General features: G+C 68.0%; 12 protein-coding genes and 1 pseudogene. All 13 read left to right on the plus strand.

Annotation, left to right across the window (positions count from 1 at the left end; all coding sequences use genetic code 11):
- The gene (locus ACIDOCELLA78_RS82840; protein WP_201727733.1) at positions 1-696 is read left to right on the plus strand and encodes an NADH-quinone oxidoreductase subunit B; all 696 of its coding nucleotides are present in this window, start codon (positions 1-3) and stop codon (positions 694-696) included.
- A gap of 10 nt (positions 697-706) precedes the next feature.
- Positions 707-2,484 (plus strand): annotated as a pseudogene (gene nuoC, locus ACIDOCELLA78_RS82845) (NADH-quinone oxidoreductase subunit C/D).
- Positions 2,471-2,968 (plus strand): NADH-quinone oxidoreductase subunit NuoE, encoded by a 498-nt coding sequence (nuoE, locus tag ACIDOCELLA78_RS82850; protein ID WP_201727734.1) that lies wholly within the window; start codon positions 2,471-2,473, stop codon positions 2,966-2,968. Before nuoC ends, nuoE begins: the two are co-directional and overlap by 14 nt.
- Entirely contained in the window at positions 2,968-4,272 is a 1,305-nt protein-coding gene (locus tag ACIDOCELLA78_RS82855) for an NADH-quinone oxidoreductase subunit F (protein WP_201727735.1), read from the plus strand. Before nuoE ends, ACIDOCELLA78_RS82855 begins: the two co-directional genes overlap by 1 nt.
- A complete protein-coding gene (gene nuoG / locus ACIDOCELLA78_RS82860) occupies positions 4,269-5,495 on the plus strand; it encodes an NADH-quinone oxidoreductase subunit NuoG (RefSeq protein WP_249675040.1) in 1,227 nt (408 codons plus the stop codon). Before ACIDOCELLA78_RS82855 ends, nuoG begins: the two co-directional genes overlap by 4 nt.
- Before the next feature lie 155 nt (positions 5,496-5,650).
- Positions 5,651-6,976: a molybdopterin-dependent oxidoreductase gene (locus tag ACIDOCELLA78_RS82865; protein ID WP_374223221.1), complete on the plus strand. Its 1,326-nt coding sequence runs from the start codon at positions 5,651-5,653 to the stop codon at positions 6,974-6,976.
- A complete protein-coding gene (gene nuoH / locus ACIDOCELLA78_RS82870) occupies positions 6,973-7,944 on the plus strand; it encodes an NADH-quinone oxidoreductase subunit NuoH (protein ID WP_201727736.1) in 972 nt (323 codons plus the stop codon). Before ACIDOCELLA78_RS82865 ends, nuoH begins: the two co-directional genes overlap by 4 nt.
- A gap of 13 nt (positions 7,945-7,957) precedes the next feature.
- The gene (nuoI, locus tag ACIDOCELLA78_RS82875; RefSeq protein WP_007423370.1) at positions 7,958-8,470 is read left to right on the plus strand and encodes an NADH-quinone oxidoreductase subunit NuoI; all 513 of its coding nucleotides are present in this window, start codon (positions 7,958-7,960) and stop codon (positions 8,468-8,470) included.
- 31 nt (positions 8,471-8,501) lie between these two features.
- Positions 8,502-9,002 (plus strand): NADH-quinone oxidoreductase subunit J, encoded by a 501-nt coding sequence (gene nuoJ, locus ACIDOCELLA78_RS82880; RefSeq protein ID WP_201727737.1) that lies wholly within the window; start codon positions 8,502-8,504, stop codon positions 9,000-9,002.
- A 4-nt stretch (positions 9,003-9,006) separates the two neighbouring features.
- Entirely contained in the window at positions 9,007-9,315 is a 309-nt protein-coding gene (nuoK, locus tag ACIDOCELLA78_RS82885) for an NADH-quinone oxidoreductase subunit NuoK (RefSeq protein ID WP_174502903.1), read from the plus strand.
- A 4-nt stretch (positions 9,316-9,319) separates the two neighbouring features.
- Complete coding sequence (gene nuoL / locus ACIDOCELLA78_RS82890) at positions 9,320-11,176, plus strand: NADH-quinone oxidoreductase subunit L (RefSeq protein WP_201727738.1); 1,857 nt, start codon at positions 9,320-9,322, stop codon at positions 11,174-11,176.
- Positions 11,173-12,690: an NADH-quinone oxidoreductase subunit M gene (nuoM, locus tag ACIDOCELLA78_RS82895; protein ID WP_201727739.1), complete on the plus strand. Its 1,518-nt coding sequence runs from the start codon at positions 11,173-11,175 to the stop codon at positions 12,688-12,690. The genes nuoL and nuoM overlap by 4 nt, the downstream gene beginning before the upstream one ends.
- Positions 12,687-14,141: an NADH-quinone oxidoreductase subunit N gene (locus ACIDOCELLA78_RS82900; RefSeq protein WP_201727740.1), complete on the plus strand. Its 1,455-nt coding sequence runs from the start codon at positions 12,687-12,689 to the stop codon at positions 14,139-14,141. Before nuoM ends, ACIDOCELLA78_RS82900 begins: the two co-directional genes overlap by 4 nt.
- Positions 14,142-14,245 lie beyond the last annotated feature (104 nt).

The following is a 14,245-nucleotide window of genomic DNA, read 5'->3' on the forward strand; positions in this document are numbered from 1 at the left end:
ATGCGGTTCACCTTCGGCAAAGGCGGAACGGGACAACAGGCTTCCACGACGGCGCCGCTGCTCCGCGGCCTCGGCGCCGCCGGCCATCCGCCCGCCGCATCCCCCGGCGGCGGCACCTTCACCGACGCCGTGCGCCGCAACGTCGCCCTCGGCCGGCTGGAGGACATGGTGGCCTGGGGGCGGAAATATTCGATCTGGCCGTTCAATTTCGGCCTCTCCTGCTGCTATGTCGAGATGGCGACGGCCTTCACCAGCAAGTTCGACATCGCCCGGTTCGGCTCGGAAGTGCTGCGCGCCACCCCGCGCGAGGCCGACCTGATCGTCATCTCCGGCACCGTCTTCGTGAAGATGGCGCCCGTCATCAAGTATCTCTACGACCAGATGCTGGAGCCGCGCTGGGTGATCTCGATGGGCGCCTGCGCCAATTCGGGCGGGATGTATGACATCTACGCCGTCGTTCAGGGCGCTGACAGCTTCCTGCCCGTCGATGTCTACGTGCCCGGCTGCCCGCCGCGGCCGGACGCGCTGCTTGAAGGGCTGACGCTGTTGCAGAATTCGATCGGCTCCGAACGCCGGCCGCTGAGCTGGATGATCGGGCCCAACGGCGCCGAGAAGATCGAGCGGCCCAGCTTCCGCGATCTCAAACACCAGGAGAGGCAAGCGGCCGGCAGCCTCCCCACGCCGGACAGCGTGTAGGGAGGGCGGGATGCTGACGGAATTCAACAGCATCCCCGCCACAGAGGCCGAACAGCGCATCGTGTCCGACCTGGTCCGCACGCTCGGGCCGATCGCGTTCACCCTGCAACAGACCGCCGACCAAATCCCGACCATCTGGATCGATCGCGACATCCTGCACGCCGTGATCCGGCACCTGCGCGAGGGCGCAGCGCAGCGGTTCCAGATGCTCTATGACCTCACCGCGATCGACGAACGCCAGCGCGTCCATCGCGACGGCCTGCCGAAAGCCGATTTCACCCTCGTCTATCATCTCGTCTCCTTCGAGCGGAACGACGATGTGCGCATCAAGGTGCCGCTCGCCGAGGGCGCGCTGGAGGTGAGAAGCATCGCGGATATCTGGCCCAACGCCAACTGGTATGAGCGCGAGGTCTGGGACATGTTCGGCATCGGCTTCGCCGGCCACCCGACCCTGTTCCGCATCCTCACGCCGCCGACCTGGACCGGGCATCCGCTGCGCAAGGACTATATCGCCCGTGCCACCGAAATGGGCCCCTACATCCTCACCGAGGAGAAGGAGCGCGCCGAACAGGAGGCGCTGCGCTTCAACCCCGAGGCCTGGGGCATGAAGCGGCACAGCGAGAACTCCGACTTCATGTTCCTCAATCTCGGCCCCAACCATCCGAGCGTCCACGGCGTGTTCCGCATCATCCTCCAGCTCGAGGGCGAGGAAATCGTCGACGCCGTGCCCGAGATCGGCTTTCATCATCGCGGCGCCGAGAAGATGGCCGAGCGCCAGTCCTGGCACACCTACATCCCCTATACCGACCGCATCGACTATCTCGGCGGCGTGATGAACAACTTCCCCTACGTGATGGCGGTCGAGCGCCTCGCCGGGATCGAGGTGCCCTCCCGCGCGCAGATGATCCGCATCATGCTCGCCGAGCTGTTCCGCATCGCGAGCCATCTCGTTTTCTACGGCACCATGTCGCAGGATGTCGGCCAGCTTTCGCCGGTCTTCTACATGTTCTCCGACCGCGAGCGGGTGTTCCAGATCATCGAGGCGATCTGCGGCTTCCGCATGCATCCGGCCTGGTTCCGCATCGGCGGTGTCGCGGCGGATCTGCCGCAGGGCTGGGACCGGATGATCCGCGACTATCTCGACTACCAGTCGAAGCGGCTCGATGAATACGACAAGCTCGTCATGCGAAACCGCCTCTTCAAGGCGCGCACGATCGGCGTTGGCGCCTACACGCTGGAGGAGGCGCTGGACTGGGGCGTGACCGGCCCCGGGCTGCGCGCCTGCGGCCTTGGCTGGGACTATCGCCGCGAGCGCCCCTATTCGGGATACGACCAGCTCGAGTTCGACATTCCGATCTGCCACAACGGCGACTGTTACGACCGCGTGGTCGTCCATATCGAGGAAATCCGCCAGAGCCTGCGCATCATCCGCCAGTGCCTCAACAACATGCCGCCCGGCCCTACAAGTCCGACCACCGGCTGACGACGCCGCCGCTCAAGGAGCGGACGATGCAGGACATCGAAACCCTCATCACCCATTTCCTCAATGTCAGCTGGGGGCCCGTTCTGCCGCCGGGCGAGGCGATGGTCAGCATCGAGGCGACCAAGGGCATCAACGGCTATTACCTGGTCGCCGATGGCGACACCGTCTCCTACCGCACCCGCATCCGCACCCCCTCCTTTCCCCATCTGCAGATGATCCCGCTGATCAGCCGCGGCGCCTATGTCGCCGATCTGATCGCGATCATCGGCAGCATCGATTTCGTGATGGCCGATGTCGACCGCTGAACACGATCCGGCATCGGCGCCGCTCGATCCCGCCCTGCGCGAGACGATCGCCACTCTCAGGCGGGAGTCCGAAACCCCGCGCGCCGCCGGGATCGACGCGCTGAAGGCGGTGCAGAAGCGCCACGGCCATGTCTCCGACGACCATCTCGCCGAAGTGGCCGCCCTTCTCGACATGACGCCCGCCGAGCTTGATGGCGTCGCCACCTTCTACAACCTGATCTTCCGCCGCCCGGTGGGCCGGCATGTCATTCTGCTGTGCGACAGCGTGGCCTGCTGGGTGATGGGCGCCACCGCCGCGCGCAACCTGCTGCGCCAGCGCCTCGGCATCGAGCCGGGGGAAACCACGCCGGACGGCCGCTTTACCCTTCTGCCGATCGTCTGCCTCGGCTGCTGTGACCGCGCCCCGGCGATGATGATCGGCGACGACCTGCACGGCGACCTCACCCCCGAGCGGATCGACGCGATCCTGGAGCAATACAGGTGATGGCGATGGTGGACAGACCGCTCACTTCATACATCCAGCCCGGCCGCCAGCCGCTCGACATCGCCGGCTACGAGCGCGCCGGCGGCTATGCGGCGATGCGCAAGGCCTTCGGCATGTCGCCGGAACGCGTCGTCGAGGAGGTCAAGCGGGCGAAGGTGCGCGGCCGCGGCGGCGCGGGCTTCCCCGCCGGCCGCAAATGGGAAGGCGTGCAGCACGGCGAGGATGCGCCGCGCCACCGCTACCTCATCATCAATGCCGACGAGATGGAGCCCGGCAGCTTCAAGGACCGTCTCCTGCTCGAAGCCGCGCCGCATCTGATGATCGAGGGGATCATCATCGGCGCCTTCGCGGTTCAGGCCGAGACCGCCTATATCTTCGTCCGCGGCGAATACGTGCTGGCGATGGAGCGGCTCTCCCGCGCCGTGGCCGAGGCCGAGGCGCGCGGCTATCTGGGCGCCGACATCCTGGGCTCCGGCTTCTCGCTCACCATCCACGTCCATGGCAGCGGCGGGCGCTATATCTGCGGCGAGGCCAGCGCGTTGTTTTCCGCGCTGGAGGGCAAGCGCGCCGTGCCGCGCACCCGCCCGCCGCGCTCGACGACCAGCGGCCTGTGGGGCAAGCCGACCGTCGTCAACAATGTCGAAACGCTGTGCTGCGTGCCCTCGATCATCGAGCGCGGCGCGGACTGGTTTCTCGGCCTGAGCCGTAGCGCGACCGAAGGCGGCACCAAGCTCTACGGCGTCAGCGGCCGGGTCAAGCGCCCGGGTCTGTGGGAACTGCCGGTGGGCACGCCGCTCAACGAGATCATCGAGGAGCATGCCGGCGGCATGCGCGAGGGCTACGAGGCGCGCGCGGTGCTGCCCGGCGGCGCGTCGACCGCGTTCATCATGCGCGAGACTTTCGACGTCCCGATGGATTTCGACTCCGTCGGCAAGATCGGCAGCTGGCTCGGCACCGCCAACATCCTGGTGCTGGACCAGAGGCGCTGCCCGGTCGGCCTGCTGCGCAACATCGAGCATTTCTTCGCCCAGGAATCCTGCGGCTGGTGCACCCCCTGCCGCGACGGGCTGCCCTGGGTCGAGCGCATTCTCGCGGCGCTGGAAGCCGGCGAGGGCGCGGCGGATGACATCGAGCTGCTCGCCCACCATGTCGACTTCCTCGGCCCCGGCCGCACCTTCTGCGATCTCGCCCCCGGCGCGATGGCGCCGCTGCGCAGCGGCCTGAAATTCTTCCGTGAGGAATTCGAACGACATGTCAGTGAAGGGCGCTGCCCCTGGCACGACACGGCGGAGGGCTGGGCATGACGACCTTCGAGGTGGACGGCAAGACCCTGACCGCGAAGCCCGATGAAAACCTGCTCCAGGCCTGCCTCGGCGCCGGGCTCGACCTGCCGTATTTCTGCTGGCACCCGGCGCTCGATTCGGTCGGCGCCTGCCGGCAATGCGCGGTCAAGCAGTATGACGGGCCGGACGACCAGACCGGCCGCATGGTGATGGCCTGCATGACCCCGGTGCCGGAGGGCGCGCGCTTCTCGATCGCCGATCCCGAGGTTGTCGCTTTCCGCGCCAGCGTGATCGAGTGGCTGATGGTCAACCACCCGCATGACTGTCCGGTCTGCGAAGAGGGCGGCGAATGCCACCTGCAGGACATGACGGTGATGACCGGCCACACCTATCGCCGCTACCGCTTCACCAAGCGCACCCATCGCAACCAGGATCTCGGGCCGTTCATCAAGCACGAGATGAACCGCTGCATCGCCTGTTACCGCTGTTCACGCTTCTATCGCGACTATGCCGGCGGCCGGGATATCGATGTTTTCGCCGCCCATGATCACGTCTATTTCGGCCGCCACGCCGATGGCGCGCTGGAGAGCGAGTTCAGCGGCAATCTCATCGAGATCTGCCCGACCGGCGTGTTTACCGACAAGACGTTTTCCGCCCATTACGTCCGCAAATGGGACATGCGGGGCGCGCCCTCGATCTGCGCCCATTGCGGCCTTGGCTGCAACACCATCGCCAATGCCCGCGCGGATCGCCTGCGCCGGATCGTCAATCGCTACAACGGCGCGGTCAATACCTATTTCCTCTGCGATCGCGGGCGCTTCGGCTATGGCTTCGTCAACCAACCCGACCGTCTGCGCGCGGCGATGGGGCGCGGCGATGATGGAAGCCTGGCGGCGATCGACCGCGACGACGCGATCGCCCGGCTCGCCGACCTGCTGCGCGCCGGCGGCACCGTCATCGGCATCGGCTCGCCGCGCGCCTCGCTGGAATCGAACCACGTTTTGCGCCAGCTCGTCGGCGACCGGAATTTCTACCCCGGCGTCAGCGCGGGGAGGCGCGCCTGTTGCGCCTCGTCGCCGATATTCTCGGCTCGGGCGCCGTGCATGTCCCCTCGCTGCGCGAGATGGAGACGGCGGATACGGTGCTTGTTCTCGGCTCGGACCTGCCCAACGCCGCCCCGCGCGCGGCGCTCTCCATCCGTCAGGCTTCGCGCGGCGCCGGCATCGCGCGGGCGGCGGCGGTGAAAATTCCCGTCTGGCAGGATACCGGCGTGCGCAATCACGCCGGCGACACGCGAAGCCCCGTGTTTATCGCCACCCCCGCCTCGACACGGCTGGACGACATCGCCCAGCGCGCCCTCCGCGCCGCGCCGGACGACATCGCGCGGCTCGGCTTCGCGGTGGCCGCCCGGATCGACCCCGCGGCACCGGATGTTCCCGATATCACCGAAGACCTCGCCGCCGCCGCGCGCGAGATCGCCGAGGCGCTGCTCGCCGCGCCGAACCCGCTCGTCGTCTCCGGCGTCGAGAGCGGCGAGGAGAGCATCATCCGCGCCGCCGCCAACATCGCCGCCGCCCTGCGCGCCCGCGGCAAGACGCCGGCGCTGCTGCTGAACGTTCCCGAATGCAACAGCCTCGGCCTCGCCCTGATGGCGGCGGGGGAGGCCAGTGTCGAAACCGCGCTGGCGCGGCGGGCATCCCTCGTCATCGTGATCGAGAACGACCTCGACCGCCGCGCGCCGGCGGCGGCGATCGAGGCCGGGCTCGCCGCCGCGCGCCTCGTGGTGCTCGACCATTCCGACAGCCCCACCACGCGCCGCGCCGATCTCGTCCTGCCCGCCGCGAGCTTCGCCGAGGCCGAAGGCACCCTGGTCAGCGCCGAGGGGCGGGCGCAGCGCTTCTACCCGCCGATCATCGCCGAAGACGGCATCGCCGAATCCTGGCGCTGGCTTGTCGCCGCCGCCCGCACGGCGGGTCTCGACGCCTGCGAGGGCCTGACCACGATCGAGGCCATTGCCGCGGCCCTGGCGGCGGCGATGCCGCGTTTCGCCGGCCTGCCTGCTGTCGCGCCGCCGGCGGATTTCCGGGTCGTCGGCTCCCGCATCGCCAGCGAAACCCGGCGCTATTCCGGCCGCACCGCGATCGATGCCGGGCGCAGCGTCCATGAACCGATGCCGCCCGTCCCGGCGGACTCGCCCTTCAGCGCGACGATGGAAGGCCATCACGGCACCATCCCGCCGGCCCTGCGCCCGGTGTTCTGGGCGCCGGGCTGGAACTCGGTGCAGTCGCTCAACCGCTTCCAGGCGGAAATCGACGGCCCGCTCAAGGGCGGCGATCCCGGCGTGCGCCTGCTCGAAGCGCGGCCGGACGCCACGCTTCGCTACGACGCAACGATCCCCGCCGCGTTCTCCCCGCGGCTGGACGAGTGGCGCGCGGTCCTGCTGCCCCGCGTCTTCAATGACGATGAACAGGCCGGCCGCGCCCCGGCGATCCGTGACCGCGCGGCACCACCCGCGCTCGTCCTCAACGCCGCGGACGCAGCCTCGCTCGGCGTCGCCGCCGGCCAGCCTGTTTCCTGCGCGATCGGCGATGCGCGGGAGGATCTGGCGGTCGAGATCGATCCCGCCCTGCCGCGCGGGGTCGTGGGTCTCGCCGGCCTCGCGCAGACGGCGCACGCCGTGCCCGCATGGCTGCGGCTGCGCCCGGCGGAGCCGAAGGTGTCATGACCCACGGCAACGAGATCGTCATCGGCCTGCTGAACGTCGTGATCGGCCTCGCGGTGCTGATGGCGGCGGCTGGCCTGCTGACCTGGATCGAGCGCCGCCTGCTCGGCTTCTGGCAGGACCGTTACGGCCCCAACCGCGCCGGCCCCTTCGGCGTGCTCCAGGTCGTCGCCGACGGGATCAAGCTGCTTTTCAAGCAGGATTGGATTCCCCCCTTCGCCGACCCGGTCATTTTCGTCATCGCCCCGGCGATCTCGATGGTCACGGTGATGCTCGCCATCGCCGTTGTTCCGGCGACGCCGATGATCGGCATCATCGGCAATCTCAATGTCGGCCTGCTGTTCTTTCTCGCGATGAGCGGGCTCGGCGTCTACTCGGTGGTGCTCGCCGGATGGTCGTCGAACAACAAGTTCTCGCTTCTCGGCGGCATGCGCGCCGCCGCCCAGATGGTCAGCTACGAGGTCTTCATGGGGCTGTCGCTGGTGGGCGTGGTGATGCTCGCGGGCTCGTTCAACCTGACCGATGTCGTCCACAGCCAGCGGCATCTCTGGTACGTGGTGCCGCAATTCATCGGCTTCGTCGTCTTCTTCCTCGGCGGCATCGCCGAAACCCATCGCCTTCCGTTCGATTTGCCCGAGGGCGAGAACGAACTCGGCGCCGGGTTCCACACCGAGTATTCCGGCATGAAGTTCGGCATGTTCTTCGTCGGCGAATATATCGGCATCATCGTCGTCTCGGCGATGACGACGGTGCTGTTCCTCGGCGGCTGGTATGGCCCGCTGCTGCCGCCGTTTCTCTGGTTCGCGATCAAGACCGGGTTTTTCGTCGCCTTCTTCATCCTGCTGCGCGCCGCCCTGCCGCGCCCGCGCTACGATCAGTTCATGGCGTTCGGCTGGAAAATCCTGCTGCCGCTCACCTTGCTGAACATTCTCGTCACCGGCGCGCTGATGCTCGCCGGGCCGGCCGCATGAAGGGGAGGGGGTCATGCTGAGTTCGCTGGTCACGCTCTGGTACACGTTCCTGCATTTGTTCCAGCGCAACGTGACGGTGTCGTATCCCGACGAGATGCCCTATCTCGCGCCGCGCTATCGCGGCCGGATCGTGCTCACCCGCGACCCGGACGGCGAGGAACGCTGCGTCTCCTGCTATCTCTGCGCGGTCGCCTGCCCGGTCGACTGCATCAGCCTGCAGAAAACCGAAGCCGAGGGGCGCTGGTATCCCGAATTCTTCCGCATCAATTTCTCCCGCTGCATCTTCTGCGGCTTCTGCGAGGAGGCCTGCCCGACCTACGCGATCCAGCTCACCCCGGATTTCGAGATGAGCGAATACGACCGGCAGAACCTCGTCTACGAGAAGGAGCACCTGCTGATCAGCGGCACCGGCAAGTATCCCGACTACAATTTCTACCGCGTGTCCGGCCTCGCGATCCCGGGCAAGGACAAGGGCGAGGCCGCGCGCGAGCGCAAGCCGATCGACACGCGCAGCCTGCTGCCATGAACCGCGACGGGAGGGGAAGGCATAACGGATCATGAACGCCACCTTCGTCATCTCCGCGATCATCGCGGTCGTCGCGACGGCGATGATGATCACCCGCCCGTCCGCGGTGCACGGGCTGCTCTATCTCACGGTCTCGCTGCTCGCCGTCGCGCTCGTGTTCTTCGTGCTCGGCGCGCCCTTCGCCGCGGCGCTCGAAGTCATCATCTATGCCGGCGCCATCATGGTGCTGTTCGTCTTCGTCATCATGATGCTGAACATCGGCGAGGCGGCGGCCCGGCTCGAAAGCAGCTGGCTTCGCCCCGCAACCTGGATCGGCCCGTCGATCCTGGCCCTGCTGCTGGCCATCGAACTCGGCGGTGTCGCCCTCTCCGGCGGCCTGCCGCGGCCCGCCGCCGCGGTGATCGGCCCGCATGCGGTCGGCGTCGCGCTGGTCGGCCCCTACATGCTCGCGGTCGAGCTGGCCTCGTTCCTGCTGCTCGCCGGGCTGGTCGCGGCGTTTCATCTCGGCCGCTCGATCATGGGACCGGAGTAGCGCGATGGCGACGGTTCCGCTCGACCAGGGTCTGCTGCTCGCCGCGATCCTTTTCGCGCTCGGCCTCGTCGGCGTGCTGGTCCGCCGCAACCTGCTGTTCATGCTGATGTCGCTCGAGGTGATGCTGAACGCGGCCGGCGTCGCCTTCATCGTCGCCGGCGCCCGCTGGGCCTCGCCGGACGGGCAGATCATGTTCATCCTCGTGCTCACGCTCGCCGCCGCGGAAGTCTCGGTCGGGCTGGCGCTCATCCTGCTGATGCACCGGCGCATTCCCACGCTCGACGCCGATGCCGGCGACGGTCTGAGAGGGTAGAACGATGCAGCATTTTCTCTGGCTCGTCCCCGCCCTGCCGCTGCTCGGCTCGATCGTGCTCATGCTCGGTGCCGGGCGACTGTCGCACCGCGCCGAGGCGCTGACCGGCGTGCTTTCGGTGGGCCTCGCCGCCGTCATCGCCTTCGCCATCGCCGGCGCCTTCCTGCTGCACCCGCCGCCGGGCGCCGCCTACCAGCAGGCCCTGTGGCGCTGGTTCGCGGTCGGGCGTTTTTCCTTCGGCATCACCCTGCGGGTCGATCCGCTCTCGCTGCTGATGATGCTCGTCACCAGCGGCGTCGGCTTCCTCATCCACCTGTTCTCGACCGAATTCATGGAGGGCGAGGACGGCTATGGCCGCTTCTTCGCCTATCTCAACCTCTTCGTCGCCGCGATGCTGCTGCTGGTGATGGCTGACAATTTCCTCGCCCTCTACGCCGGCTGGGAAGGGGTCGGGCTCTGTTCCTATCTGCTGATCGGCTTCTGGTGGCGCGACCCCGCCAACGGGCTCGCCGCGCGCAAGGCCTTCATCGTCACCCGCGTCGGCGATACCGCCTTCCTGATCGGCCTGCTGCTGATCGCCAGCCGCCTCGGCACGCTGAACATCGCCGGGGCGATGCGCGAGGCCGCCCACACCTGGCATGTCGGCGCGCCGGCCGCGACGCTGATCGCCTTCCTCCTGCTCGGCGGCGCCGTCGGCAAGTCCGCGCAGTTGCCGCTGCAGACCTGGCTGCCCGACGCGATGGCCGGCCCCACCCCGGTCAGCGCGCTCATCCACGCCGCGACGATGGTCACCGCCGGCGTCTACCTCATCGCCCGCACCCATGTGCTGTTCCTGCTCGCGCCGGCGGCGGAAATCACCGTCGGCATCGTCGGCGCGGCGACCCTGCTGCTCGCCGGCTTCAGCGCGCTGGCGCAGAACGACATCAAGCGCATCCTCGCCTATTCGACGATGAGCCAGATCGGCTACATGTTCCTTGCCCTCGGCGTCGGCGCCTGGCGCGCGGCGATGTTCCACTTCATGACGCACGCCTTCTTCAAGGCGCTGCTGTTCCTCTCGGCCGGCGCCGTCACCATGCGCCTGCATCACGAGCAGGACATCTACCGGATGGGCGGCCTCGCCCGGCGCCTGCCCGCCGCCTTCTGGAGCTTCCTGATCGGCAGCGCCGCCCTCGCCGCCCTGCCGCTGATCACCTCGGGGTTCTACAGCAAGGAGGCGATCCTCTCGGGCGCCTGGGCCGACGGCAATGGCGGCCGCGTGCTCTGGCTCGCCGGCGTGATCGGCGCGTTCGTCACCGGGATCTATATCTTCCGCGCCGTCTTCATCGCCTTTTTCGGCGAGGAGCACACCCCTGTCAGCGGCGCCTATGGCTGGCGCGTCGTCATGCCGCTGGTGGTGCTCTCGGCGCTGTCGCTGGTCGGCGGCTTCATCGAGCTGCCGCCGGCCTTCGGCCACGTCACGCTGCTCTCCAGGCTCCTCGCGCCGGTGCTGCCCCCGACCAGGGAGGTGACCGACATGACCCCGCTGCTGCTCGCCAGCGCCGCCTCCATCCTCGGGATCGCGCTGGCCGCCGCGCTCTACTGGCGCCCGTCCCGCCCGCCGGCCGAAACGCCGCTCTGGCGGTTCTGGCATGGGGCCGCCGGGTTCGACGCGTTGTATGACCGCCTGCTGGTCCGCCCCGTGATCTGGGCCGCCCGCATCGACCGCGACGATTTCATCGACAGGGTCTATGACGGCGTCGCCTGGGGCACTCAGGCGCTTCACCGGGCGATCCGCCGCACCCAGACCGGCAATGTTCGCCTCTATGCCGCGAGCCTGGCCATCGGCTCGGTCGGCCTCATCGCGATCGCGGTGCTGCGATGATCCTGTTCTGGCTCATCCTGTTCCCGACGGTGGGCGGCGTGCTGGCCTGGATCGCCGGCGCGCGCGACCCGGACGCGCCGCGCTGGGTGGCGATCGCGGTGCTCACGCTCGAACTTCTCGTTGCACTCCCCCTGATCGGCGCCGCCCTCGCACCCGGCCACGGCGCCTGGATCGCGCAGTTCGACCACTCGTGGATTCCGCAGCTCGGCATCTCCTTCGAACTCGATCTCGACGGGCTGAGCCTGGTCCTGATCCTGCTGACGATCGTGCTCAGCCTCGTCTGCGTCGTGATTTCCTGGACCGAGATCACCGACCGCTCCGGCCTGTTCCACGCCAACCTGCTCTGGACCACCGCCGGCGTCATTGGCGTCTTTCTCGCGCTCGACCTGTTCCTGTTCTTCTTCTTCTGGGAACTGATGCTGGTGCCGATGTATTTCATCATCGCGCTGTGGGGGCACGAGAACCGCTCCTACGCGGCGATCAAGTTCTTCCTCTTCACCCAGGGCAGCGGCCTGCTCATGCTGGTGTCGATCCTCGTGCTCGTCTTCATCCACCAGCGCGCGACCGGCGATCTGACCTTCGACTATCTTGCGCTGCTCGGCACGAAGATGAGCCCGACGACAGGCTTCCTGCTGATGCTCGGCTTCTTCATCGCCTTCGCGGTGAAGCTGCCGGCGGTGCCGTTCCACACCTGGCTGCCGGACGCCCATACCGAAGCCCCGACCGCGGGTTCCGTGCTGCTCGCCGGCATCCTGCTGAAAACCGGCGCCTACGGCCTGATCCGTTTCGTGGTGCCGCTGTTTCCCGCGGCGGCGCATGCTTTCGCGCCGGTGGCGATGGCGCTCGCGGTCGCCGGAATTCTCTACGGCGCGCTGCTCGCCTTCGGGCAGAACGACCTCAAGCGCCTGGTCGCCTACAGCAGCGTCAGCCACATGGGCTTCGTCCTGCTCGGCGTCTTCGCCTGGAGCACGCTCGCGCTTCAGGGCGTGGTCGTGCAGATGCTGGCGCACGGCATCAGCACCGGTGCGCTCTTCGTGCTGGTCGGCGCCTTGCAGGAACGCATCCACACCCGCGACATGCGGCGCATGGGCGGGCTCTGGGGGATGGTGCCGCGCCTGTCCGCCTGCGGCATGTTCTTTGCCATCGCCTCGCTCGGCCTGCCCGGCCTCGGCAATTTCATCGGTGAATTCCTCATCCTGCTTGGCAGCTTCCAGGCCAGTGTGGTCTTCACCGTCATCGCCACTTTCGGGCTGGTCGCCGCCGCCGCCTATTCGCTGCTGCTGGTCCAGCGCGCCTTCCACGGCGCGCCGCAGGAGCCGGCGCATCATCGCGCGATCGCCGATCTCTCGCCGCCGCATCTCGCCGTCATGGCGGTGCTGGTGGTCGCCATTGTCGGGCTCGGCCTCTATCCGCAGCCGGTCGTTGACGAGGTGGCGCCGGGCCTCGCCGCCGTGCAGCACAGCGCCGCGGTCTCGGCGGCGTTGCCCGAACATGTCGCGGAGCGCGCGCCATGACCGCCCCGGCCTTGACCGCCCCGGCCTTCGCCGCCTTCGCGCCCTTCACCCTGCTCGGCGCGGTGACGATCCTGGTCATGCTGCTGATCGCCATTCGCCGCGATCATCGCCTTATCGCCCTGTCGACCATCGCCGGCCTGCTGCTTTGCTGCATCGCCCTGCCGCTCGCCGCCCCCGCATCCCCGGTCGCGGTGACGCCGCTTTTCGTGATCGACGGCGCCGCGCTGTTCTACGCCGGGCTGGTGCTCGTCTCCGCCCTGGTCGTCGCCGCGCTCTCGTGGATCTATCTCGACCGGGTGGGCGAGGGGCCGCGCGAGGAATACTATCTGCTTCTGCTCACCGCGACTCTGGGCGCCGCCATTCTGCCGGCGAGCGTGCATTTCGCCTCGTTCTTCCTCGGCATCGAAACGCTCGGCATCTCGCTGCTCGGGCTGATCGCCTATGCCGGCCCGCGCGGCAGCGCGGCCGAGGCCGGCACCAAATATCTCATCCTCAGCGGCGCCGCCTCGGCTTTTCTGCTGTTCGGCATGGCGCTGATCTATGCCGCCTTCGGCACGATGTCCTTCGCCCGCATCGGCGCGCTCGTCCATGAAGCCGGCCCGGCCGATCTCTACCGCCTCGCCGGCATCGCGCTCATTCTCGCCGGCGTCGGCTTCAAGCTCTCGCTGGTGCCGTTCCACATGTGGACGCCCGATGTGTATGAGGGCGCGCCCGCGCCGGTTACCGCCTTCATCGCCGTGGTTTCTAAAATCGCGGTCTTCGCCGTGATCCTGCGCTTCTTCGCCCTCGCCGGCGGTCATGCGGATGCCTCGCTCCGCGCCGGCATCGCCGCGGTCGCGATCCTGTCCATGCTCGCCGGCAACCTGCTCGCCCTGCTGCAGACCAACGTGAAGCGCCTGCTCGCCTATTCCTCGATCGCCCATCTGGGCTACCTGCTCGTCGCCTTTCTCGCCGCCCCGGCGCTCGGCGTGGATGCCGCGGCCTATTACCTGGCGGCCTACGCGGTCACCAGCCTCGGCGCCTTCGGCATCGTCGCCCTGCTCAGCGCGCCCGGCGCGGGGCGCGACGCCGACCGGATCGAGGATTATCGCGGCCTGTTCCGCACCCGCCCGTTCCTTGCCGCGGGCCTCGCGTTGATGCTGCTCTCGCTTGCCGGCATGCCGCCGACGATGGGCTTCATCGCCAAATTCTACCTTGTCGTCGCCGGTGTCGGCACCGCGTTGTTCTGGCCGGTCGCGGCGCTGCTGCTCGGCAGCGTGATTGGCCTGTTCTATTACCTGCGCCTGTTGATCGCGATGGGCTTGCCGCCCTCGCCGGAGGATGATCCTGCGCGTCGCCTCGATGTGCCGGTATCGGGCCGCGCTCTGATCGGTGTGCTCATGGTGGCGCTCGTGGTTCTGGGAACCTATCCCGCGCCGGTGATGTCTTTCATAAAGATGATGCTCGGGTAGAGCCTCGTCCGGCCGGGTAATTCTTCAAGAAACCCTTGCCTTTTGCATGGCTGGCCTCTGGCGTAGATCATTAAAGTACTGGTTCTGCCGGGGCGGAGGGATCA

The sequence above is a fragment of the Acidocella sp. C78 genome (assembly GCF_907164655.1).